This is a genomic window from Campylobacter concisus (assembly GCF_902460895.1).
Lineage (GTDB): Bacteria > Campylobacterota > Campylobacteria > Campylobacterales > Campylobacteraceae > Campylobacter_A > Campylobacter_A concisus_BC.
This window is the reverse complement of sequence record NZ_CABPVL010000004.1, coordinates 33,435-55,197: the sequence shown is the minus strand read 5'-3', so window position 1 is coordinate 55,197 and position 21,763 is coordinate 33,435. Positions and strand designations below refer to the sequence as shown.

Below are 21,763 nucleotides of genomic sequence, written 5' to 3'. Positions count from 1 at the left end.
TTTAAACATTAAATTTTAACGCCAAATCTCTATCTTTGGCACTGCTTCTTTGCTTTATATTTGTTATAGATCAAAGAAGGTTAAATAAAAAGGAGACGTGATGTTAAATCCGGCAGAAACCGCTCAAGCGGTCTCAAGTTCTATGGAGCATAAAGCTCATACACCACTTGTAAGCATTATATTTCTTGCTATCATGGCTGGAGCTGCTATTGCTATGGGTGATATTTTCTGGGCTCACTCAACAGTTGGTATGGCTGAAAAACAGTCTATCGGTCTTTCAAACTTCATCGGTGGTATCACATTTAGCTGCGGCCTCATGATGGTTGTATTTTATGGCGGTCACCTATTTACTAGCTCTGTTTTAAGTGGTGTTAGTGCGTATGAGGGCAAATTGCCACTTGGTAAAACCATAAGCTACTGGGTAATTGTTTGGATATTTAACTTCGTTGGCGGTGCATTGATCGCTTATATGTATTACTACTCTGGTTTGCCACTAAAGTATGACGGCTACATCTTGCAACACTTCGTGCCAGCAGCTATTGGCAAGATCACAGCACCATTTCATGAGCTATTTCTTCGTGGTATCTTTTGTAACGTCTTTGTTTGTATGTCTATTTGGACTGCGACAAGCGAGAGCAACCTATCTGGTAAATTCTTTGCCATTATGTGGATGATCGGTGCATTCGTTGCTTGCTCAATGGAGCACTGCGTTGCAAATATGTTCATCATCACTGAAGCTATCATCTCTAAAGCTCATTATATAGCAGCAAGTGGTGGCGATATCAACGCTGCAGCAGCTTTACTTCACACTACAGCTGATAAACTAGATGTCATCAACTGGACAAATTTCTTAAGCAAAAACTTGCTTCCAGTTACACTTGGCAACATCTGCGGTGGTCTTTTCTTTGTTGGTCTTGTTGGCTTCATGGCTAATAAATTTGATATGAAGAAAAAAGCTTAATAAACTCCCTTTTAGTCTTTGCTTTTATGGCAAAGGCTAAATTACAAATTTCTCTTTTTTACCTTAAAAGTTTCAAAAAAATCTCTTATTTTTCATCTAAAAAATGTCACACTCATCTTAAATTTATCGTTTTAACTCCCCCTTATTTGAAAATTTGTGACATCTTGGAGTTTAAAACATCTTGGCTAATAAATTTAGAGCAATAATAAAGCTAAAATTTAATATAATCCCACGAAAAAAGGAGAGTCTATGAAATTTTTCAATGCATTTTTTACTGGCATTATATTTGTTCTTGCTCCTATTTTTACGCTATTTGTTGGAATTTACAACAACTACTTTTCATTTTATGGCATAAATGAGTATTTCAATGTGATTTTTGTAGATAATGTGCCTTTTTTGTGGCTTTTACCTGTGTTTTTTATATTTGGATATTGTTTCTTTTACGCGCCATTTAGGAAAATTTTTAGAGCCTTTTATCTGCTCCTGCTCCTGCTTTGCGCACTTAGTTGGTATCCTGATTTTGGACGAAACTTGGGCGAGGCTTATTTTATGAGTAAGCCACTTGAGATGGATCTATCTTCAAATTTACAAAACGAGCAGAAAATAAGCGGCAAAGTCCTTTATGACGGACGAAGAGAAATTTATTTTCTAAGAAGTGACAATGATAAAGTCGTTAAAATTTCAAAGTAAAGTTTTACCTTTATTTAGTTACAATGGCATAAAAATTTAAAGGTTTAAAATGCGTATAAAACTTCCACACGTACCTTATGTCTCACATAAAATAGCAATAGATCTTTTAAACTGTGGTTTTGTAAAGTTAAACAAAGGTATTGAGCCAATCGTAGCAAAAGCAAGTGAAATTTTAACTACCGACGTTCAAAAAGAAAGAGCGCTAGACGAGCGAGTAAATGAGCTTTTAGAGAAAAACGAGGACGAGATGCAAACGATGCAAATCGACCGCAAAAATATGTTTTGGCTCGTTAAAAAGAAACTTGCTGGCGAATTTGACGTCATTTTAACTCATGAAGATAGATTTAGCAATGTCGCCCACAAGATACTTGAAACTATTTGGAAGAGCGGGTTGGTTGATTATAGCGTATCTGAAAACCGCGTAAAAAACGTGATATATGGCTCGATAGATGAGTATCTAAAGAGCTATGAGAAGATAGAAGATAGCGTCTATGAGATGATGCAAAACTACAAACGCAAACTTATCCCAGGAACTGATGAATACGACTTGATTTTTGAGCGTTTATATCAAGATGAGCTTAAAAAAAGAGGAATGCTTTAATGAAAGCTTATATCTACATTGAAAACGGCGTTTTTTTAGAGGCAAAGGCCTTTGGTGCTCACGGCGAGTGTGCAGGCGAGCTCGTTTTTAATACCTCTATGACTGGCTATGAGGAGATCATGAGCGATCCAAGCTATGCTGGTCAGTTTATCGTTTTTACTATGCCAGAGATCGGCATCGTTGGCATAAACGAAGATGATATGGAGAGCCTTAGAATTCACGCAAGTGGTGTAATAATGAGAAGCTACAACAAGACTCCGTCAAACTACCGCTCGCAAAAGTCTTTAGGCAAATTTTTCGAAGAGCAGGGCAAATTTGGTGTTTATGACGTTGATACTAGATATCTAACAAAGATGCTACGAGATGAGGGCGCTTTGATGGCATACATCTCAACACAGATAAGCGACAAAGATGAGCTAAAACGCAGGCTCGAAAGTAGCGGACGCATAGAAAATATAAACTATGTAAAAACAGTGAGCGCAATGGATGAGTACGAGCATAAAAAAGGCGCTTGGGACAGAAATTTAAAATCATATAAACCGCTAAAAAGTATCGGTAAAAAGATAGCTGTTTTTGACTTTGGTGTAAAGAGAAATATCCTAAATGAGCTATGCGAAACTGGCCTTGAGGTCATCGTAGTGCCACACGATACTAAGGCTGAGGTTTTGATAGAAAAATTTAAAAATGGCGAGATAAACGGGGTATTTTTATCAAATGGTCCAGGTGAGCCAAAGAATTTAAAGGCTGAGATCGCCGAGATCAAAAAGATGATAGAGGCAAGGATCCCGATATTTGGCATCTGCCTTGGTCACCAGCTGCTTTCAAATGCCTTTGGATACGAGACATATAAACTTAAATTTGGTCAGCACGGAGCAAATCATCCAGTCTTAAATTTAGAGACAAAAGCGATCGAGATAACAACGCAAAATCACAACTACAACGTACCAGAGAGCATAGCTGAAGTAGCGGTTGTGACACATAGAAATTTGTTTGATAACACGATCGAGGGCGTAAGATACAAGGACTATCCGATCTTCTCGGTGCAACATCACCCAGAAGCAAGCAGTGGCCCTACTGAGAGCAAGTATATATTTAAGCAGTTTTTAGAAATTTTATAATGCAAGATATAAGCCTCTACACGATCATCGCGGTTGCTTTTATGAGCAGCTTTAGTCATTGTGTTGGCATGTGTAGCGGGTTTTTGGGCTTGCAAGCTCTATTTTTTAAAGGCAAAAGTAAGAGTAAAATTTTAATGCTAAGCACGCTTTATAACATGGCTAGAATTTTTGCTTATGTGGCTTTGGGAGCACTGTTTGGCGCTTTTGGAGCAGCCATTAGTTTTGGTATGCAAGCAAGAGGCGTTATATTTTTTATAGTTGGCTTAGTGATCGCATTTATCGGTATTGCCTTACTTTTTAGGGGTGAGCTTTTAAAATTTGTAGAAAATGAAAAAGCACTTAAATTTGTTGTAAAAATGGCAAAAGATAGGCTAAACAATAAAAATTTAGCAAATTTCTTGCTACTTGGCTTTTTAAATGGACTGCTTCCTTGTGGAGTGGTCTATTATTTCTTAGCGCTTGGAATTTTAAGCGCAAATGTGGCTGACGCATCCCTGATAATGCTTATCTTTGGGCTTTGCACCTTACCAGCGATGTTGCTAGCTAGCTTTGTTTTTGGCTTACTAAGAGAGAAATTTAAAGAGATCATGTTTAAGCTCTCAGCTTGCATAATGATCTTAAACGGACTTTATCTATCATTTTTAGGATATAGAGCAAATGCCTAGTTTAAATTTAGATGAAAATTTTCTATCAAGTAGCGATGGTATGAGGATTGCTAAGCTCGCGATGATGGGCGAGATGATGGCAAATATAACTCACCAGTGGAAGCAGCCACTAAATGAGCTAAGCTTAGTTTTATATAAGATGAAAAAGCTCGCTGGTAGCAAAGATAACGAATTTATCGGCTCTTATGAGAGGGCTATGCAGATCATAAAGTATATGTCAGAAACTACTGATGAGTTTAGCTCATTTTTAAATCCAAACACTCTTTCTCAAGAATTTAGCCTAGCAGACGCAGCTAGAGCATCGATACAGATCGTAAAAGGCGTGATGAAAAAAGATGGCATTCGTATAGAGCTTGAAGTGCTAGGCGATTCTAAAATTTATGGTCACAAAAACAGGCTCATGCAAGTCATCATAAATTTACTAAATAACGCAAAAGACGCACTAAATTTACAAAAGATAGAAGATAAAAATATAAAAATAAAGATTGATAGCGATGAAAAATTTGCTTACCTAAGCGTAGAAGATAACGGTGGTGGCATAGATAAAAATGTGATAGATGAGATATTTAAGCCATATTTTACCACCAAAGAAGATAGTAAAGGCACTGGCTTAGGACTTTATATGTCAAAGCAAATAATCGATCAATTTAACGCAGAAATAACAGCGGGCAACAGCGATAATGGAGCCTGTTTTTTAATAAAGTTACCACACAAAGGAGAGATAGATGAATAAAATTTTAAAGAACCTAACGGTTTTGCTTGTCGAAGACGATAGCGACAGCAAAAAGATCATGCACGATGTGCTAAGTGACAATTTTGAGAAAGTTTTTACTGCTCAAAATGGCGATGAAGGTTTGAAAAAATTTAAAAAATACAACCCAAATATGGTAATTACAGATGTATTTATGCCAATTAGTGATGGACTTGATATGACAAGATATATCAAAGAAATTTCTAAAGACACACCTGTCATCGTCCTAAGTGCGCATAGCGAAAAAGAGACTTTGTTAAAGGCGATCGATGTTGGTGTTGATAAGTATCTCATAAAACCTATTATGGCAGATGATCTTTTAAAAACGATAGAAAATGTCGCAAAAAGCAAGATAGAAACTGCAAACATCATCCAAGTTGCAAACGGATATAGCTTTAACAAAATTAAGCGCGTACTTATCAGAGACGGTGTTGAAATTTCACTTACTAAAAAAGAGCTTGCATTTATCTCACTTTTGATAAAAAGACTTGGTACGCTCGTGCTTCATGATGAGATCAAAAGCGTCGTTTGGGTTGGCGAGAGTGTGACTGAGGCAGCTATTAGAACCTTTGTTAAGCGTGTTAGAGACAAAGTTGGTAACAACTTTATAAAAAATGTCCCAGGACTTGGTTACAAAATAGACAGAAGACTTTCCTAGTTGATGAGAATTTATATTAATTAAGTTTTTTTATAGTCCTTATATTTTAAAATAACGAATCATTAATATAAATTTAACTAGGAGGATATTTTATGCGACCATCTCAGCTACTACACTATGATTATAGTGTAGCAAAGCTATTTATGTTTGCCACGATACTCTTTGGTATCATAGGCATGGTTGTTGGCGTAGTTATAGCTTTTCAAATGGCCTGTCCAGAGCTTAACTACATAGCCGGCGAATATTCGGCGTTTGGGAGGTTGCGTCCTCTTCATACTAACGGCATCATTTTTGGCTTCATGCTCTCAGGTATCTTTGCCACTTGGTACTACATCGGACAGCGTGTTTTAAAGGTCTCGATGAGCGAGTCGCCATTTTTGATGTTTATCGGCAAGCTTCACTTTTGGCTATATATGCTTGTTATGGTTTTGGCTGTTGTTACGCTTTTTATGGGCGAGAGCACAGCTAAGGAGTACGCCGAGCTTGAGTGGCCACTAGATATCGCAGTGGTTGTTGTTTGGGTGCTTTGGGGTGTTAGTATATTTGGCCTTATTGGTATCCGCCGCGAAAAGACACTTTACATCTCAGTTTGGTACTACATCGCTACATTTTTAGGCGTTGCGATGCTATATCTATTTAACAATATGGAAGTTCCAACAAGACTTGTTAGCGGATATGGCTCATGGTTACACTCTGTATCTATGTACGCTGGCTCAAACGACGCTTTGGTTCAGTGGTGGTACGGTCACAACGCGGTTGCATTCGTTTTTACAGTGGCTATCATCGCTCAAATTTATTATTTCTTGCCAAAAGAGAGCGGTCAGCCGATATTTTCATATAAATTATCGCTATTTTCATTTTGGGGTCTGATGTTTATCTACCTTTGGGCTGGCGGACACCACCTCATATACTCTGCTACGCCTGATTGGATGCAGACTATGGGTTCAGTTTTTTCTATCGTTTTGATCCTGCCTTCATGGGGTTCGGCGATAAATATCCTTCTTACGATGAAGGGCGAGTGGGCGCAGCTTAGAGAGAGTCCGCTTATTAAATTTATGGTTCTAGCTTCGACATTTTATATGTTCTCAACACTAGAAGGCCCTATACTTTCTATAAAGTCTGTAAATGCCCTAGCACACTTTACTGACTGGGTACCAGGACACGTTCACGACGGCGCGCTTGGCTGGGTTGGCTTTATGATCATGGCGGCACTTTATCATATGACGCCGCGTGTATTTAAGCGTGAAATTTACTCAAAGTCGCTAATGGAAGCTCAGTTCTGGATACAAACAACAGGTATCGTCTTATACTTTGCCTCTATGTGGATCGCTGGCATCACACAAGGTATGATGTGGAGAGCGACTGATAGCTACGGAAATTTACTCTACTCGTTCATAGACACGGTAGTTGTGCTTATCCCATACTACTATATAAGGGCTATTGGCGGACTTCTTTATCTAGTTGGCTTCTTGATGTTTGCTTATAATATCTACAAATCAACTTCTGCTAAAGCTATCTTAGCAGAGCCAAAAAGCGCTTCGCCAATGGGCGGCGGGGCAAAAGCTAGTGCGGAGGTGATGTGATGTTTGCTTGGTTAGAAAAAAATCCATTCTTTTTTGCAGTTTGTGTATTTGTCGTCATCGCTTACGCTGGCATAGTTGAAATTTTGCCAGACTTTGCAAACAGAGCTAGACCGCTTGAGGGCACAAAGCCTTACACCGTCTTAGAGCTAGCTGGTAAAAACATCTATATGCAAAATGGCTGCAACACTTGCCACTCTCAAATGATCCGTCCGTTTAAAGCTGAGACTGATAGATACGGTATGTATTCGCTAAGTGGCGAATTTGCATATGATCGTCCGCACCTTTGGGGCTCAAAAAGAACGGGACCTGATCTTATGCGTGTGGGCAACTATAGAACGACTGACTGGCATGAAAATCACATGCTAAATCCAGCCTCAGTAGTGCCAGGCTCGATCATGCCAGCATATCCATTTTTATTTAAGAAAAATGCTGATATCGAGACTGCTTACGCTGAAGCGCTAACGGTTAAAAAGGTTTTTAACACGCCTTATGACGAAAAGGATATGCCAGCACTTGGCACGCTAGAGCAGACAAATGCTAACGTCAAGGCCGAGGCTGCAGCTATCGTTGAAAATATGAAAGATGAGCAGGTAAAAAGTGCATTTGCAAAAGGTGAAATTCGCCAGATCGTAGCACTGATTGCTTATCTAAATAGCCTAAAGTAGGAGCGTAAGATGGAAAACATTAGAGAGTTTCAAGCTTATGGCTATTTTTTCTTGACAGCATTTTTGGCGATCACTTTGTATGCCTACTTTTTTCATCTTTATAAGAGCGAAAAAACTGGTAGAAGAAACTACGAGAAGTATTCAAAACTAGCGCTTAACGATGAGATCGGTGGCGAAATTTTAGAGCGTAAGACTACAAAGGAGAGCGTATGCAATGGCTAAATTTAGAAGATAATGTAAATTTACTAGCTCTTATAGGAGCGGCTCTAATCATCGTGCTTACCATCGTTGTGGCTGGCAGGTACGTGGGGCAGATGAAGGTTAAAAAAGATGAGAGTGTTGAGCTTAGCGAGCATAACTGGGACGGCATAGGTGAGTACAAAAACCCTGTCCCACTTGGCTGGGCGGTCGTCTTCTTGCTAGCGCTAGTTTGGGCGGTTTGGTACTATTTGCTAGGCTATCCTTTAAATTCTTACTCACAAATCGGCGAGTACAACAAAGAGGTCAAAGAAGCAAACGCTAAATTTGAAAAAGAGTATGCAAATCCAAGCAAAGAGACGCTTCACGCTATGGGCGAGAGCATCTATCTCGTGCAGTGCTCAGCATGTCACGGCATCACAGGCGATGGCATAGGCGGCAAGGCTGCAAATTTACAAATTTGGGGTAGCGAAAAAGGCATAGTTGAGACTATACTTAATGGCTCAAAAGGGCTTGAGTATCCTATGGGCGAGATGCCAGCAGGTTTAGCTGACGCTGATGGCGCAAAGGCGATCGCAGCATACGTAGCTAAAGAGATAAGCGCGATAAAAAGCACAAAAAATGAAAATTTAGTAGCAACTGGCAAAGAGCTTTACGCTGCATGTGCGGCGTGTCACGGCGAAGATGGCAAGGGTATGGATGGTATGTCAGTTGATCTTAGCAAATATGGCTCGGCTAGCTTTGTGGCTGATGTGCTAAATCGCGGCAAAAAAGGAGCGATCGGTACTATGCCTAAATTTAATGATGGCAGGCTAAATGAGATACAGCAAAGCGCAGTTGGCGAGTACGTCATATCGCTATCAAAGGGCGAATAATGGAAAATAAAAATAGAAATATCTTTGCCTTAAACGGCATTAGCGGATTTTTAATAGCGGTGGTGCTTTTGCTCTCTATCCTAGCGGTGCTTACATACGTTGGCATCGGCTTGCAAAAAGAGGTCGCAACTAAGCCTTACTCACTAAAAGATGCAGCTAGCATCGAGATGAAGAGCGTAGATAACGCTAAACACGTCATTGTAAAGGAGTAGCGATGCTAGGCATAATAGAAAAAGCCATTATCCTGCTAATAGTCGTCGCAGGTGCCATTTGTGCCTGGTCAGTACTTACGCCAAATCACCTATTTGTAGGCTAAATTTGAAGAAATTTGCACTCATTTTTATCATTTTGCTCTGGCAAAATTTGGCTTGGGGTGCAAATTTCGTTATCAATGATGATGGAATTTTAAGTCAAAAAGTGAGCCAAAAGCTAAATGAGATAGGAGACGAGCTTTATCAAAAAAGCGGCATAAATTTAGTAGTTGGCGTATATAAAGATGGCGAGCTTGGCATGCTTTTTAAAGAGCAAAATTTAAGCTCGCCTTTTGTCTTCTTAGCGCTCATAAAAGATAAGCAAAAGGTTGAAATTTTTAGCGATACAAACACTTCAAAGCTCTTTAACAAGGAGCAAATTTTAAGCGTAAGTCCAGAATCAGGCACTATCATCCCCATTTTAGTATCAAAAAATGGCAAAGATGTCTATAATGCCGCCATCTTAAACGGCTACGCTGATATCGCCGAGCAGATCGCTGGGAGCTTAAATTTAAAGCTAGAAAGTGGCATCGGCAGCTCAAACAAAACGACCTTAAATTTCTTGCGAATTTTTATCTACGGCTTGATCGCATTTTTCGTTCTCATCATCTTTTATAAAAAGGTAAAAAATGGCTAAAAAGAGCTTTTGGCCCTACGGCATCGTGCTTAGTATAGTGGTTATCATCTTAGCTTGCGTCGCAACCATCGTTGTTGCGATCAACAACCCAGTCGAGATGGATAGCGCTTATATGCAAAGTCATCAAAGCGTCGATGAAAACATCACATTTATAAAAGAGAGCGAGGCGAGATTTGATGAGAAATTTGAGCTTAAATTCAAGCCAGAATTTAAAGGTTTGCAGGGTAAGTTTAAATTTCTCCTAACGCCAAAAAAAGGTGAAATTTCAAGCCTTAGCTATGAAATTTTACTAACTCGCCCACAAACAAACAAAGATAACAAAACATTAAGCGCCTCATGGCAAGAAAATGAGTTTGTAAGCGAGAGTGTTGGCCTAAAAGAGGGCAGGTGGCAGCTACTTTTAAGGCTAAGCGACAAGCAAGATACGAGATATTATAAATTTGATTTTAACGCTACAAAATAGGCTAAATTTGCATCCAAAAGTTTTTAGCCAAGGTCAAAATCAAATTTAAATTTTCGCTTTCTAGCCAGCCAAAACGCCAGATCAAACCTCTTTAAAGCCAAAATTTAATCCCAAACGCTTGCCAGTTGTGACGTACTCTTTAAATTTATAGATGAGCGGCGAGTATTTTTTAGTATCTAGCTTTTCATCTTTTAACAAATTTTCATCCACAAAGATGCCAACTATCTTGCAAGTAACGATGCAAAACCACTCCTTTATCTCGCATTTTTCTACGATCGTTTCTATCTGTATCTTGCACTCTTTTATGCGCGCGCTTTAGTTTTTGGTGCTAAATTTTAGCAATATAAACCCTGCGGCGCCTGAAACTACCGAACCTAGCAAGATAGCAAGCTTGTCGGTGTAGGCAAAGGCGTCCGTGTCGTTGTAGGCTAAGCCGTTAATGAAAAGGCTCATCGTAAATCCTACGCCGCAAAGTACCGCGATGCCGTAAAGTTGGATGAAATTTGACCCTTCTGGCAGCTTGGCTAGCTTAAATTTGATCGCTAAAAAGCTAAAAGAAAATACCCCGACTTGCTTGCCGACGAAAAGCCCCAGCGCCGTTCCTAGCGCGACCGGAGACAAAATCTCGTCCAGTCCGACGCCTCGCAGTGAGATGCCTGCGTTTACGAAGGCAAATATCGGCAGCACGCCAAACGCCACCCAGCCGTGCAGGTCGTGCTCGATGCTTTTTAGCATAGATTTGCCCGGCTCGTCTTTAAAGCTAAGCGGTATGAAAAAGGCCGCCACGACGCCGGCAAGCGTGGCGTGAACGCCAGATTTTAGCACCGCTACCCACATCACCGCGCCTACGATTAGATACGCCGCCTTGCTCTTTACGCCGAGTCTGTTTAGCGCAAAAAGCGCGGCTAGGCAAACGCCAGCTACCGCAAGCATTTGGGCGTTAAGCTCGCTCGTGTAAAATAGCGCGATAATCACGATCGCGCAAAGGTCGTCTACGATCGCTAGCGTCATGAGGAAAATTTTTAAACTAGTCGGTACGCGAGGCCCAAGTAGGCTCAAAATCCCCAGAGCAAACGCGATATCCGTCGCCGTCGGTATCGCCCAGCCGCCAAGCGCGAAGGAGTCGTGTTTCGTAAAAAGATAAAAGATAACCGCGGGCACTATCAGGCCGCCTGCCGCGCCGATCGCTGGCAGCGCGATTTGCGACGGATTTTTTAGCTCACCCTCCAAAACCTCGCGCTTTAGCTCGAGTCCGATGAGAAAGAAAAATACCGCCATCAACCCGTCGTTCACCCACAAGATCAGGGGCTTGCTTAGTCCGTATTCGCCGAAGCTCACGGTAAATTTGGTCTTTAAAAATTCGTTGTAAAAATCGCTCAAAAATGTGTTTTGACACAATAGCGCCGCGACCGTAGCGATCATCAGCAAAATCCCGCCGCTGGCTTCGTGTTTTAAAAACTCTTTTATTCCGCCCATTTTGCTTCCTTTTTATAAATTTTGGCAATTATAGCGTATTTTTACGCTCGCATAAAATTCGGGCGAATTTGGCTATAATCAAGTCAAATTTAAAGGCGAATTTGGTAGGCGCGTCGCTAAAAATTGCTGTGCCGAGCTTGGCGGGCTACTTTTGCGTTTACTAGGGCGGGACTCTTGCGTACGGTTTTTATAGATTAAGGAGCGAAAATGAATGAAATTTTAGATATATGTAAGCGAGCAAAGGCTGCTTGCGGCGAGCTTTTAAGACTTGACAGTAGGGCTAAATTTGCAGCCAAAAGTTTTTAGCCAAGGTCAAAGCCAAATAAATTTACCAAACGCTAGATCAAACCTCTTTAAAGCCAAAATTTAATCCCAAACGCTTGCCAGTCGTGACGTATTCTTTAAATTTATAGATGAGTGGCGACCAATTTTTAGTATCTAGCTTTTCATCTTTTAACAAATTTTCATCCACAAATATGCCAACTATCTTGCAAGTGACTATACAAAACCACTCCTTTATCTCGCACTTTTCTACGATCGTTTCTATCTGTATCTTACACTCTTTTATGCGCACGCTTTTTGCCTTTACGCCTGGCTCTTTGTGTAAATTTGCCACCTTAAATTTATCGCTTTCGTAGCTATATCCAAGGGCTCTTTTCTCCTCTGGCACCTCCTCGTCGCCTGTTAGTTTTTCTATCTTTTTTATAGCTTCAAGCAAGCTCTCATCACATAAATTTAGCGTGATATCTGAGCCATTTTGGATATTTTTATAGCCTTTGTTATCAACTCCGATGCCAAGCACCACGCTATCTCCTAGCGTCCAAGACGACGAAAGCACGGTGATATCGTCTCGCCCTTTTTGATCTTTTGTGGTGGCAAGCAAAACTGGAAAGCCGTAGTAAAAGCCAGATCTGTTTAACTCTTTATGCATTTTTGCTCCTTTTTGAAATTGTAGCCCCCAGCACTTTAAGGCTTAAATTTTTAATGAATTTAGAAAAATTTTCAAAGCTTAGCTTAAGTGAGAAAAAGCGCTCTTTTATCAGCTTTTGGCTATCATTTTTTAAAAATTTAAGAGAGAAAAATGCGCAATCTAAATCAACTTTTCGTCTTTACAAACTCACGTAAGATCAGGGAATTTAACGCTTGCTTTAATGACGAGCTAATCCCAAAAAGTCTAAGCATCGCAGAGTTTTACAAAAAGGTCGTTTTTGTAAATGGCCGCTTTGAGTGCGATAGCACCTACGCTTTGGTGCTTATGAACAGAGCCTGTGCCAGCGTCAAAGAGGCAAACTCGGTGCTTAAAATCCCAACTGAGTTTTTTGAATTTTTGAAAAATAACGACTATCTTTTTTCATTTTTTAAAGAGCTAGCCATCAGCAAAAAGAGCATTAAAGAGATAAAATTTAACGACATTTATGCTGATTTTGAGGAGCATCTAAGCATACTTGAAGCGGTTTTAAAAGAGTATGAGAGCTTGCTTGATAAAGAGGATCTTTATGATGATATAACCTTGCCAAAAATTTACTCGATAAATGAAGCTTACATAAAAAGTTTTAGTGAAATTTCACTGCACATTGATGGCATTTTAAGCGAGTTTGAGTGGGAAATTTTAGAAAAAATCTCAAAACTAACAACGCTAAAGATCATCTTTCAAACTAGCGTTTTTAATAAAAAACTTATCGAAAAGATAAGACAAATTTCAGCCATTAGCGAGTTTGAAAACTATAAAAAATATGAGCTAAATTTAAACACAAACGAGCTAACTTGCCTAGAAAATATCACAAAATTTGAGCCAGTTTTAGTAAGAGAATTTGCCACAAGAAGCTTGCAGTGCGCTTACGCTATGGCAAAGGTGAGCGAGTTTGTGCGCGAGGGGATAAAGCCTGAAAACATCGTTGTCATCTTGCCAGATGAGGGCTTTAGCGAGATTTTAAGGCTTCATGATAGTGCTAAAATTTTCAACTACGCTATGGGCGAGAGCTTTAAAAATACAAAATTTTATGAAGCACTTTACTACATCACAAGAGCGATCAACGAAGAAGCAAGCCCAGTTTTTGATCAAAGCAAGTGTGAGAGCTACGAGGAGCTTGGCTTTATTTTGAGCGAATTTGGCGTGAGCGAGCAGCTTTTTGAGAAATTTAAGGCTAGCTATTTTGAGGCGTGTGAATTTGCTAAATTTAAAGAGCTAATAGATGAGCTTTTGGCGCTTGAAAATGAGCCAAGATGCGAAGAAAAGCTCGCACTTGAGCTTTTTAGGATGGAGAATTTATGCAGGTATTTTAGCTTTAGCTTAAAGCAGCTAAGTGAAATTTTCTTGCTAAATATCTCGCGCCTAAGCATCGACGACGTGGGCGGCGGAAAGATCAGCGTCATGGGCGTGCTAGAGAGCCGTGGGATGAAATTTGATGGCGTCATCATAGTTGATTTTAACGACAACTTCATCCCCGCAAGAAGCGCAAATGAGATGTTTTTAAACTCAAAAGTGAGGCAAAAAGCGGGGCTTATAAGCTATGTGGAGCGTGAAAATTTGCAGAGATTTTACTACGAAAGCCTCATAAATAACGCCAAAAAAGTGGCGATAAGCTGCTGTGTAAATGAAGAGAGCATACCTTCAAGATTTCTAAAAAATTTCAAAACGATAAAAGATGAGAAATTTAGCGATGAGGCCTATTTGAAGCTATTTTTAAAGGGAGATGCTAGCTTAAATTTAAAGGATGATGAGGTTATTTTAGAACATGATTTTTTCACAAACCCACTCTCGTTTTCGACGCTAAATTTATTTCTAACCTGCCCAAGAAAATACTACTACACAAAGATAGCTGGCATAAAGCCTGCAAAAGGAGTAGCAAAAGAGCTTGGCACAAAGCAAGGAAATAGCGTTCATAGCGCACTTTTTGAGTATTACACGAGTGAGTTTTATAAGCAAAATAACACCTTTGATCTAGCCTTTTTTAAAGAGATGCTTGCAAAGCAAAATCTTAAGCCACTTGAGTTTGAAATTTGGACGCATAAATTTAAAGAGTATGAAATTTATGAAAACGAGCGTTTAAGGGCTGGTTTTAGAGTGCTTGAGTGCGAAAAAGAGGTGCAAAGCGAGTTTTGCGGCGTGCAGATAAAGGGATTTATCGATAGGATCGATGCAGACGCAAGCGGCGACATGCTTATACTTGATTATAAAACGGGCGAGGCAAATGTAAATTCGCTCCAGCTTGCCTTTTACGAGGCGCTTTACGGCGGAGAGGTACGAAGTGCTTACTATGCCCTAAAAAACGAGCCTAGCTTAGTTAGCTCTAAAAAAAGCGTAGAGGATCTAAACGGCGAGATAGAAAAGCTAAAAGGCATAAACAAAACCAAGATAAATTTTGAGAGAAAGAGCGGTGCTTGCGCATTTTGCGAATACGCTACACTTTGTAGGAGAGAGTTATGAAAAATTTTTTAGCCCTAAAAGCAAGCGCTGGAAGCGGTAAAACCTTTGCGCTAAGCGTTCGCTACATCGCTTTGGTGCTTCGAGGTGAAAATATAAACGAGATCGTCGCTCTAACTTTTACAAAAAAAGCAGCAAACGAGATGAAAGAGCGTATAATCGCCACTTTTTTGGATCTGCAAAACAAAAAAGGCGAGCTTGAAGCGGTGTGCGCGGAGCTTGATATAAGCCAAGACGAGGCGATAAAAAGGCGAGATGAGAGGCTTAGCGTCTTTTTGCAAAGTGAGTTAAAAATTTATACATTTGATGCGTTTTTCTCTGGGATACTAAAGAAATTTAGCCAAAATTTAGGGCTTAGCCCTGATTACAGCGTGCAAGATAGCTTGCAAGATCTGGCGTGGAAAAAATTTGTAAAAGAGGTGAGCAAGGATAAAAAACTGCTTGGCGAGCTAGCCTTAATGATGATAATTTCAAGCCAAAAAGAGGCTAGCTTTTCGCAGACTTTGGCGAAATTTTATGAGAGCTTTGGCGGCGAGCTAAAAGATAGTGGCGCAAGCTATCCAGATGATAGCAAGGTAAGGGCGGCACAAAAGGCGTTAAATGAGCATATAGCCTTGCAAAATGGCGCTAGCGATGTGGCTAAAAAGACATTTGGCGAGCAAAATTTATTTGAGCTATTTAAGAATAAGGTTTTTGCTAGGCAGAGCCTAGACTACCGCACTTTTAGTAAAATTTACACCCCTGAGCTTGATAGGCTTTTTTGTGAGCTAAAAGAGGCAGCGAAAAACTACATCTTAGAAGTCGAAAAGTATAGGCTAAGTGGCTTTAGTAAGCTATTAAAGCTTTATAAGGCTTCAAATTTGGAGCTAAACAAAGAGATAAATACGCTAAGTTTTGCTGATATAAACAAGCTGGTTTTTAAGCTTTTGGTGCAAAGCTTAGACAAAGAGGCGCTTTATTTTAGGCTTGATGGCAGGATAAATCACCTCTTAGTCGATGAGTTTCAAGATACAAACGTGATCCAGTATGAGATCATCTTACCGCTCATCGCTGAAATCGTCTCTGGATACGGACAAAACGGGCTTGGAAGCTTCTTTTACGTGGGCGATACGAAGCAGAGCATCTATAAATTTAGAGGTGGCAAAAAGGAGCTTTTTGACAAGCTTGGAGATGATTTTAGCCAGATAGATATAGAAAATTTGCCAAGCAACTACCGCAGTTTAAAGGCTTTGGTGAAATTTAATAACGCCATTTTTGAAGAAATTTATCACAGATATGGGCTTAGTTTTGAGCCACAAGAGCCAGCCAAAAAAGATGAGGCGCTAAGCTACGAGGTAATCGGTGAGTGTGCATACTTTGAAGTAGAAAAAGACGACTACGGCTACTTGCGTGTGCTAAGCGATGAAGATATCGCAGGTGCGGTCGTTTCGCAAGCAAGTGAGCTTTTAAAAGCTGGCGTAAATGCAAGCGAGATAACCGTGCTTTGCTGGAAAAATAGCGACATTAGCCTCATCTCAGAAGTGCTTAGCAGTGAAGGGATAAAAAGCGTCAATGAAGGCACTTTGGAGCTAAAAAGAACGCCACTTGTTGCAGCGATCATCGAGTATGCGAAATTTTGCCTATTTAAAGAAGAAATTTATGAGAAAAATGTAAAAGCGCTAGTAAATGCAAAAGTCAAAAAACTAAGCATAAAGCCTGAAGAGAGCGCTACAAATAGCCTATTTTACTTAGCTAAAAATTTAGGCATAAGCATGGCAGATGTTGATATCTTGAGGCTGTTTGAGCTAAGCGTGGGGTATAAAAATTTAAGTGATTTTATATTTAACCTTGAAAACTTTAGCTCAAAGATCAGCCCAAAAAGTAGCGATGGCGTGAGAGTGATGACCGTGCATAAGTCAAAGGGGCTAGAATTCGCTCACGTCATAGTTTGCGACATGATGGGCAAGGGTAGGGGGGATGACTCAAATTTCATAACCGAATACAGCGAAGAGGGCGAATGGATCGTAAAGAGTAAAATTTCAGGCAGAGAGAATTTTGATAGCGACTACGCAAGCGTTTTGGAGCAGATGAAAGAGCTTGAAAAGCAAGAAAATATCAATAAAATTTACGTCGCTTTCACAAGGGCAACAAAGTCGCTCATCATCATCAAGCAAGCCGTCCCAAGCGGAAGTAGCCCAAGTTTTTTTTCATTTTACACAAAAAGCGACAAGAGCGAAGCAAACGACTATCTTGATCTCAAAGAGTTTAGTTTTGGCAAAATTTTACCTAGCAAGAGCGAGCAAAAAGAGGCAAAAAAAGATGAGGAAATGCCTGAAATTTTAAAGATAGAGAGGCAAGAGGTTGAGGTAAAAGAGCAAAAAACGAGTGGAAAAAATTTAAACGCGATATATTTTGGCCTGGCGTTTCACTATCTGCTTGAGATGAGCGAGAAATTTGATGAAATTTCACTAGAAAAAGCTAAAAATTTGATGCTAAATAAATTTCATAAGTTTTTGCCGCTTGAAGTCCTTGAAGATGCCCTTACTAGGGCAAAAATGCTTATAAATGAACCAAAATTTATAGAGTGCATAAAGGGCAAAGAAATTTACAAAGAGCAGCCATTTAAAGTAAAAAATGAGTTAAAACAGATGGATCTTTTTTGCTTTAACGATCGAGAAATTTGCGTGATTGATTATAAAACGACAGACAAAAATATAGAAGAGAACAAAAAACAGGTAAAAGAGTATAAAGATGCGCTCGCTAAATTTTATGAAAAACATAGTATAATCGCCGTCATCTTCTATGCACTTGAAGGCAAAATTTCATATATTGAAGTTTAAACGCTACTTAATTTAAGCTTTATTAAAGCATTGTTTAAATACAATCACAACTCAAAAATTAACTTGGCAAAGGTAAGAAAATGACAAAAATAACAAAGCCAAACGAAGTTAAGCGAGACTGGATCGTAGTTGATGCAGCTGGTAAGCGCTTTGGTAGATTGCTAACTGAGGTAGCAACTATACTTCGTGGCAAAAACAAACCATGCTTCACGCCAAACGTAGATTGTGGCGACTATGTTATCATCATAAATGCTTCTAAAGTAGAATTTACTGGTAATAACAAAGCTGAAGATAAACTTTATCACAGACACTCAGGATATTTTGGCAGCGTAAAGAGCGAGAAATTTGGCGATTTGATAGCAAATAAGCCAGAAAAACTATTTAAATTAGCTGTTCGTGGCATGCTTCCAAAGACAAAACTTGGAAGAGAGATGATAAAAAAACTAAAAGTTTATGCTGGCAGTGAGCATCCTCATACGGCACAAATAGCTAAAAAAGAAGGAAAATAATTATGGCAAAAGTTTATGCAACTGGTAAAAGAAAAACTGCCGTAGCAAAGGTTTGGATAAAGTCTGGAAGCGGTAAAATCGTAGTAAATGGTATGGATCTTAACACTTGGCTTGGCGGTCACGAGGCTATCAAGCTTAAAGTTATTCAACCACTTTTAGTAACAAAACAAGAGAGTTTAATAGACGTAGTAGCTACAACTTTAGGTGGCGGTTATTCAGCACAAGCTGAGGCTTTAAGACACGGCATTTCACGTGCTTTAGCTGATATGGATGCTGATTTTAGAGCAGCGCTTAAACCAAAAGGCTTGCTAACTAGAGATTCTCGTGTTGTAGAACGTAAGAAATTTGGTAGAAGAAAGGCTAGAAGAAGCCCACAATTCTCTAAACGTTAATGGTTTTTTGCAAGTGCTTTTGCATTTGCAAAATTTAGGTTATGTAAATTGTCAGATTTACATTAAGAATTTGGTTATAATTTAAAGTTGATTTATTTTTATTTAGGTAAAATTATAGTCAACATTAAAAATCCCTATTTGAAAGGAATTCTATTATGAAAAAGATTGCTTTAGCTATGGTTGCCGCAACAGCGGTTTTTGCGTCTAACGCAGCATACAACTATGAGATCACTCCAACTATCGGTGGTGTTCATCCAGAAGGAAATCTACGTGTAAAAGACCACAACTTTGTTGGTATTAGAGCGGCTAGAAACCTTGAAGATTTCTTCTTTGATCAAGTTGAACTTGGTGTTGATTACTCTCAAAAACTTAAAGAGAGAACAGGTAACGTTGTAAGAGAGGGTAGAGCTCTTAGATACCACGCTAACCTTGTAAAAAATATCGTTGACTTTGGACCAGTTAGCCTATATGGTTTAATCGGTGCTGGTTATGAAGATGTTCCAGCTATTTTTGTTAAAAACGAAGATGGCGGTTTTGGTCAATATGGTCTTGGTTTAAGATACCAAGTAACAGATAGATTTGCTCTTAAAGCAGAGGCAAGAGATGCTATCAAATTTGAGCATGCTGATCACAACCTATTCTATTCACTAGGCTTTGGCATCGGTCTTGATTCAAAAGCAGCTCCAGTTGTAGCAGCAGCTCCAGCAGCTCCAGCAGCAGCTCCAGCTCCAGTTCTTGATGATGACAATGATGGCGTGCCAAATGATATCGATCAATGCCCTAACACTCCAGCTGGTGTAGTTGTTGACGAAAGAGGATGCGAGAAAGTTATCGTTCTTAGAGACCTAGATGTTAACTTCGCATTTGATAGCTACAAAGTTGGACCAAAATATGCAGCTGAGATCAAAAAAGTAGCTGACTTTATGGGCGAACACCCAGATTATAAAGTTGTACTTGCTGGTCACACTGATAGCGTAGGTGCAGAAGCTTACAACCAAAAACTATCTGAAAAAAGAGCAAAAGCAGTGGCTGAGGTTCTTGCTGGTTACGGCGTAGAAAAAGCTAAAATTTCTACAGTTGGTTACGGCGAACTTAAACCAATCGCTACAAACAAAACTAAAGAAGGTCGCGCTCAAAACAGACGTGTTGAAGCTACTTTCCATAAATAATTTTATTATTTAAAATTACTTCTTTAGGGCTTGGCTTCGGCTGAGCCCTTTTTTATTTCTGCGGAGACTATCATGAACAAAACTATACTTTTTGACTTAGATGGCACACTTATAGACTCTACTTCTGCTATTTTAAAAGGCTTTGATGCGGCGTTTTTGGCTCACGATAAAAAAGTGCCCGATCATGATACACTAAAATCTCTAGTAGGATATCCGCTTGAAATAATGTTTGAAAAACTCGGTGCCAAGAAGAATTTAATAGGTGAATATGTAAAAGAGTATAAAGCTTGCTATGAGAAGATCTATTTAGATGAGACCGTGCTTTTACCGCATGCTATGGATGCTTTAAAAGAAGCTAGCACGTTTGCTGATGTTGGTGTTGTTACGACAAAGACATCAAAATTTTCTATCATTTTACTTGAACATTTAGGCGTTATGAAATTTATAAAAACAGTTGTCGGACGAGATGATGTAGTAAATCCAAAACCAGATCCAGAACCTATAAATTTAGCTTTAAGGAGACTAGGCAAAGAAAAAGATAATGCGTTTATGGTTGGCGACACTATCATGGATCTAAAGGCTGCTAAAGCTGCTCTTATAACGGGCGCTGGCCTTACATGCGGATATGGTAAAGAGTCTGATTTGAGGCAGTTTAGCGAGCATATATTTGCAAATCCACATGAAGCTGTCAACTTTATCAAAGAAGCATAATAGTGAAAGTTTATTAAGGCTCCTGAGTCTGATACCTTTTAAACGTAAATTTATTCATAAATTTTTGTTTTAAGTTATTGCAAAATGCTTTAATGGACCAAAAAGAATTTTATAATTTCATATCAAAAATACCTGCTACTATTTTATTAATCTAGATAATTCTTGTTTTTAATAAATTCTGCATTTTTTGTTGTGTTAGATAAATTTATTAGTAAGATATGCAATAAATATGCTCGTATTAGAATTTATTAGTTAGAGATTTTGAGATTTTGTTGGTATCGAAAAAAAGATCTCATAGCACTTGTTATAAACACAAGCGATACTAAATCAAGCGTTGATGATGGCAAAAAGATCCGCCAAAATGTGCTTAGATTTAAGATCCCATACTTTACAACTATCCGTGCAGCACTCGCAGCTGCTAAGTCACTAAGCACAGTTCAAACTGGCAAAGCACTTGAAGTAAAAAGCTTACAAGAGTATCTAAGCGAGAAATGAACCAAAAAAAGTGCGTAGTAGAAGCGTTAGCTAGCCTTGGTGGCATGGCAACGCTTTTTGATCTTTACCATAAAACTTGATGTTAGCACTTGGGGCAGCAAAACTCCATTTGCTAGTATAAGACGGATAGTGCAGACTAATAAAGAATTTTATAAGATTAGAGCTGGACTTTGGGGACTTTGTGATTTTAGAGATAAAAATTTAGCCAAAACAGACGATAGTAAGATCGAGCAAAATGAGAAATTTACACATTCTTATTTTCAAGGTGTTATGCCAAGATAGGAAATTTAAGGCATTTTCAAACGTTTATCCCAGCTCAAGATAAGAATAAAATTTATAAATCAGACAAGAAGCTTTGTGAGCTTACGAGCTTAAGCAAAAAATAGTAATTTTAGTAGCAGTTTTGGCTGCCACTAGCTAAATTTCACTTTTCTATTTGATTAGCTATTTTTTAAAGCGTTAGCCACCTTTAGAGCGCTTGCAAATGCAAAATGTAAGTTATATCCACCAAGCATACCAGTGATATCTAAAACTTCACCTATAAAATAAAGCCCCTTTACGCTTTTGCACTCTAAATTTTCATCTAAAAACTCTGTTTTTACACCGCCTTTTGTAACTTCAGCCCTTTCAAAGCCAAATGTCCCAGCTGGGG

The 21,763-nt window shown here is 39.2% G+C and carries 25 protein-coding genes and 1 pseudogene; 22 read left to right on the top strand and 4 right to left on the bottom strand.

Features of this window, described 5'->3' with window-relative positions:
- Positions 1–100 precede the first annotated feature (100 nt).
- The 14 genes from F3G98_RS06940 (at position 101) to F3G98_RS06875 (ending at position 10,116) form a co-directional block, all read left to right on the top strand.
- The gene (locus F3G98_RS06940) at positions 101–961 is read left to right on the top strand and encodes a formate/nitrite transporter family protein (protein WP_035142401.1); all 861 of its coding nucleotides are present in this window, start codon (positions 101–103) and stop codon (positions 959–961) included.
- A gap of 249 nt (positions 962–1,210) precedes the next feature.
- The gene (locus F3G98_RS06935; RefSeq protein ID WP_103570630.1) at positions 1,211–1,651 is read left to right on the top strand and encodes an isoleucyl-tRNA synthetase; all 441 of its coding nucleotides are present in this window, start codon (positions 1,211–1,213) and stop codon (positions 1,649–1,651) included.
- 49 nt (positions 1,652–1,700) lie between these two features.
- The gene (locus F3G98_RS06930; RefSeq protein WP_012001188.1) at positions 1,701–2,252 is read left to right on the top strand and encodes a DUF507 family protein; all 552 of its coding nucleotides are present in this window, start codon (positions 1,701–1,703) and stop codon (positions 2,250–2,252) included.
- On the top strand, positions 2,252–3,370 hold the full coding sequence (gene carA, locus F3G98_RS06925; RefSeq protein ID WP_149725936.1) for a glutamine-hydrolyzing carbamoyl-phosphate synthase small subunit: 1,119 nt from the start codon (positions 2,252–2,254) through the stop codon (positions 3,368–3,370). The genes F3G98_RS06930 and carA overlap by 1 nt, the downstream gene beginning before the upstream one ends.
- Positions 3,370–4,035 (top strand): sulfite exporter TauE/SafE family protein, encoded by a 666-nt coding sequence (locus F3G98_RS06920; RefSeq protein WP_149725935.1) that lies wholly within the window; start codon positions 3,370–3,372, stop codon positions 4,033–4,035. Before carA ends, F3G98_RS06920 begins: the two co-directional genes overlap by 1 nt.
- Entirely contained in the window at positions 4,028–4,768 is a 741-nt protein-coding gene (locus F3G98_RS06915) for a sensor histidine kinase (protein WP_149725934.1), read from the top strand. Before F3G98_RS06920 ends, F3G98_RS06915 begins: the two co-directional genes overlap by 8 nt.
- Positions 4,761–5,444 (top strand): response regulator transcription factor, encoded by a 684-nt coding sequence (locus F3G98_RS06910; protein ID WP_012001191.1) that lies wholly within the window; start codon positions 4,761–4,763, stop codon positions 5,442–5,444. Before F3G98_RS06915 ends, F3G98_RS06910 begins: the two co-directional genes overlap by 8 nt.
- 92 nt (positions 5,445–5,536) lie before the next feature.
- The gene (ccoN, locus tag F3G98_RS06905) at positions 5,537–7,027 is read left to right on the top strand and encodes a cytochrome-c oxidase, cbb3-type subunit I (RefSeq protein WP_021084787.1); all 1,491 of its coding nucleotides are present in this window, start codon (positions 5,537–5,539) and stop codon (positions 7,025–7,027) included.
- The gene (ccoO, locus tag F3G98_RS06900) at positions 7,027–7,692 is read left to right on the top strand and encodes a cytochrome-c oxidase, cbb3-type subunit II (protein ID WP_103558642.1); all 666 of its coding nucleotides are present in this window, start codon (positions 7,027–7,029) and stop codon (positions 7,690–7,692) included. Before ccoN ends, ccoO begins: the two co-directional genes overlap by 1 nt.
- Before the next feature lie 9 nt (positions 7,693–7,701).
- Positions 7,702–7,914, top strand: a complete 213-nt coding sequence (locus F3G98_RS06895) for a cytochrome c oxidase, cbb3-type, CcoQ subunit (RefSeq protein ID WP_103558641.1) — start codon at positions 7,702–7,704, stop codon at positions 7,912–7,914.
- Positions 7,902–8,765 carry a cbb3-type cytochrome c oxidase N-terminal domain-containing protein gene (locus F3G98_RS06890; RefSeq protein ID WP_103567774.1) on the top strand — a complete coding sequence of 288 codons (864 nt, stop codon included), beginning with the start codon at positions 7,902–7,904 and terminating at the stop codon, positions 8,763–8,765. The genes F3G98_RS06895 and F3G98_RS06890 overlap by 13 nt, the downstream gene beginning before the upstream one ends.
- Positions 8,765–8,977 carry a DUF4006 family protein gene (locus tag F3G98_RS06885; RefSeq protein WP_021084770.1) on the top strand — a complete coding sequence of 71 codons (213 nt, stop codon included), beginning with the start codon at positions 8,765–8,767 and terminating at the stop codon, positions 8,975–8,977. Before F3G98_RS06890 ends, F3G98_RS06885 begins: the two co-directional genes overlap by 1 nt.
- A 106-nt stretch (positions 8,978–9,083) precedes the next feature.
- On the top strand, positions 9,084–9,653 hold the full coding sequence (locus tag F3G98_RS06880) for a hypothetical protein (protein ID WP_103558638.1): 570 nt from the start codon (positions 9,084–9,086) through the stop codon (positions 9,651–9,653).
- Entirely contained in the window at positions 9,646–10,116 is a 471-nt protein-coding gene (locus F3G98_RS06875) for a FixH family protein (protein WP_149725933.1), read from the top strand. The genes F3G98_RS06880 and F3G98_RS06875 overlap by 8 nt, the downstream gene beginning before the upstream one ends.
- An 81-nt stretch (positions 10,117–10,197) precedes the next feature.
- On the opposite strand, the gene F3G98_RS10920 is transcribed toward F3G98_RS06875, so the two are convergent.
- The 3 genes from F3G98_RS10920 to F3G98_RS06855 form a co-directional block, all read right to left on the bottom strand.
- Positions 10,198–10,326, bottom strand: coding sequence for a hypothetical protein (locus F3G98_RS10920; protein WP_021084773.1), 129 nt, complete (start codon positions 10,324–10,326; stop codon positions 10,198–10,200).
- A 105-nt stretch (positions 10,327–10,431) separates the two neighbouring features.
- Positions 10,432–11,592 (bottom strand): Na+/H+ antiporter NhaA, encoded by a 1,161-nt coding sequence (gene nhaA, locus F3G98_RS06865; RefSeq protein ID WP_149725932.1) that lies wholly within the window; start codon positions 11,590–11,592, stop codon positions 10,432–10,434.
- A gap of 343 nt (positions 11,593–11,935) precedes the next feature.
- Positions 11,936–12,523: a flavin reductase gene (locus F3G98_RS06855; RefSeq protein WP_149725931.1), complete on the bottom strand. Its 588-nt coding sequence runs from the start codon at positions 12,521–12,523 to the stop codon at positions 11,936–11,938.
- Positions 12,524–12,673: 150 nt separating this feature from the next.
- Between F3G98_RS06855 and F3G98_RS06850 the strand changes: the two genes are divergently transcribed.
- The 8 genes and pseudogenes from F3G98_RS06850 (at position 12,674) to F3G98_RS06815 (ending at position 21,393) form a co-directional block, all read left to right on the top strand.
- A complete protein-coding gene (locus F3G98_RS06850) occupies positions 12,674–15,019 on the top strand; it encodes a PD-(D/E)XK nuclease family protein (RefSeq protein ID WP_149725930.1) in 2,346 nt (781 codons plus the stop codon).
- Entirely contained in the window at positions 15,016–17,835 is a 2,820-nt protein-coding gene (locus F3G98_RS06845; RefSeq protein ID WP_103608520.1) for a RecB-like helicase, read from the top strand. The genes F3G98_RS06850 and F3G98_RS06845 overlap by 4 nt, the downstream gene beginning before the upstream one ends.
- 80 nt (positions 17,836–17,915) lie before the next feature.
- A complete protein-coding gene (gene rplM, locus F3G98_RS06840) occupies positions 17,916–18,344 on the top strand; it encodes a 50S ribosomal protein L13 (RefSeq protein WP_002939292.1) in 429 nt (142 codons plus the stop codon).
- Positions 18,345–18,346: 2 nt separating this feature from the next.
- The gene (gene rpsI, locus F3G98_RS06835; protein ID WP_002939337.1) at positions 18,347–18,736 is read left to right on the top strand and encodes a 30S ribosomal protein S9; all 390 of its coding nucleotides are present in this window, start codon (positions 18,347–18,349) and stop codon (positions 18,734–18,736) included.
- Between the two features lie 155 nt (positions 18,737–18,891).
- The gene (locus F3G98_RS06830; protein WP_103608521.1) at positions 18,892–19,905 is read left to right on the top strand and encodes an OmpA family protein; all 1,014 of its coding nucleotides are present in this window, start codon (positions 18,892–18,894) and stop codon (positions 19,903–19,905) included.
- A 72-nt stretch (positions 19,906–19,977) separates the two neighbouring features.
- Positions 19,978–20,616 carry an HAD family hydrolase gene (locus F3G98_RS06825; protein ID WP_103608522.1) on the top strand — a complete coding sequence of 213 codons (639 nt, stop codon included), beginning with the start codon at positions 19,978–19,980 and terminating at the stop codon, positions 20,614–20,616.
- A gap of 294 nt (positions 20,617–20,910) precedes the next feature.
- Positions 20,911–21,111: pseudogene (locus F3G98_RS06820) on the top strand (hypothetical protein); the annotation flags it as partial.
- A 57-nt stretch (positions 21,112–21,168) separates the two neighbouring features.
- Positions 21,169–21,393: a hypothetical protein gene (locus F3G98_RS06815; protein WP_103608523.1), complete on the top strand. Its 225-nt coding sequence runs from the start codon at positions 21,169–21,171 to the stop codon at positions 21,391–21,393.
- Positions 21,394–21,551: 158 nt separating this feature from the next.
- Here F3G98_RS06815 and F3G98_RS06810 read toward each other — a convergent pair.
- Positions 21,552–21,763: NAD(P)/FAD-dependent oxidoreductase (locus F3G98_RS06810; protein WP_188116976.1), on the bottom strand; the 212-nt coding region annotated here is incomplete at its 5' end.

Excerpts from the sequence above, each read along its gene's own strand:
- F3G98_RS06940 (WP_035142401.1), top strand. The coding sequence starts at position 101 with ATGTTAAATCCGGCAGAAACCGCTCAAGCGGTCTCAAGTTCTATGGAG.
- F3G98_RS06935 (WP_103570630.1), top strand. The coding sequence starts at position 1,211 with ATGAAATTTTTCAATGCATTTTTTACTGGCATTATATTTGTTCTTGCT.
- F3G98_RS06930 (WP_012001188.1), top strand. The coding sequence starts at position 1,701 with ATGCGTATAAAACTTCCACACGTACCTTATGTCTCACATAAAATAGCA.
- carA (WP_149725936.1), top strand. The coding sequence starts at position 2,252 with ATGAAAGCTTATATCTACATTGAAAACGGCGTTTTTTTAGAGGCAAAG.
- F3G98_RS06920 (WP_149725935.1), top strand. The coding sequence starts at position 3,370 with ATGCAAGATATAAGCCTCTACACGATCATCGCGGTTGCTTTTATGAGC.
- F3G98_RS06915 (WP_149725934.1), top strand. The coding sequence starts at position 4,028 with ATGCCTAGTTTAAATTTAGATGAAAATTTTCTATCAAGTAGCGATGGT.
- F3G98_RS06910 (WP_012001191.1), top strand. The coding sequence starts at position 4,761 with ATGAATAAAATTTTAAAGAACCTAACGGTTTTGCTTGTCGAAGACGAT.
- ccoN (WP_021084787.1), top strand. The coding sequence starts at position 5,537 with ATGCGACCATCTCAGCTACTACACTATGATTATAGTGTAGCAAAGCTA.
- ccoO (WP_103558642.1), top strand. The coding sequence starts at position 7,027 with ATGTTTGCTTGGTTAGAAAAAAATCCATTCTTTTTTGCAGTTTGTGTA.
- F3G98_RS06895 (WP_103558641.1), top strand. The coding sequence starts at position 7,702 with ATGGAAAACATTAGAGAGTTTCAAGCTTATGGCTATTTTTTCTTGACA.
- F3G98_RS06890 (WP_103567774.1), top strand. The coding sequence starts at position 7,902 with ATGCAATGGCTAAATTTAGAAGATAATGTAAATTTACTAGCTCTTATA.
- F3G98_RS06885 (WP_021084770.1), top strand. The coding sequence starts at position 8,765 with ATGGAAAATAAAAATAGAAATATCTTTGCCTTAAACGGCATTAGCGGA.
- F3G98_RS06875 (WP_149725933.1), top strand. The coding sequence starts at position 9,646 with ATGGCTAAAAAGAGCTTTTGGCCCTACGGCATCGTGCTTAGTATAGTG.
- nhaA (WP_149725932.1), bottom strand. The coding sequence starts at position 11,592 with ATGGGCGGAATAAAAGAGTTTTTAAAACACGAAGCCAGCGGCGGGATT.
- F3G98_RS06855 (WP_149725931.1), bottom strand. The coding sequence starts at position 12,523 with ATGCATAAAGAGTTAAACAGATCTGGCTTTTACTACGGCTTTCCAGTT.
- F3G98_RS06850 (WP_149725930.1), top strand. The coding sequence starts at position 12,674 with ATGCGCAATCTAAATCAACTTTTCGTCTTTACAAACTCACGTAAGATC.
- F3G98_RS06845 (WP_103608520.1), top strand. The coding sequence starts at position 15,016 with ATGAAAAATTTTTTAGCCCTAAAAGCAAGCGCTGGAAGCGGTAAAACC.
- rplM (WP_002939292.1), top strand. The coding sequence starts at position 17,916 with ATGACAAAAATAACAAAGCCAAACGAAGTTAAGCGAGACTGGATCGTA.
- rpsI (WP_002939337.1), top strand. The coding sequence starts at position 18,347 with ATGGCAAAAGTTTATGCAACTGGTAAAAGAAAAACTGCCGTAGCAAAG.
- F3G98_RS06830 (WP_103608521.1), top strand. The coding sequence starts at position 18,892 with ATGAAAAAGATTGCTTTAGCTATGGTTGCCGCAACAGCGGTTTTTGCG.
- F3G98_RS06825 (WP_103608522.1), top strand. The coding sequence starts at position 19,978 with ATGAACAAAACTATACTTTTTGACTTAGATGGCACACTTATAGACTCT.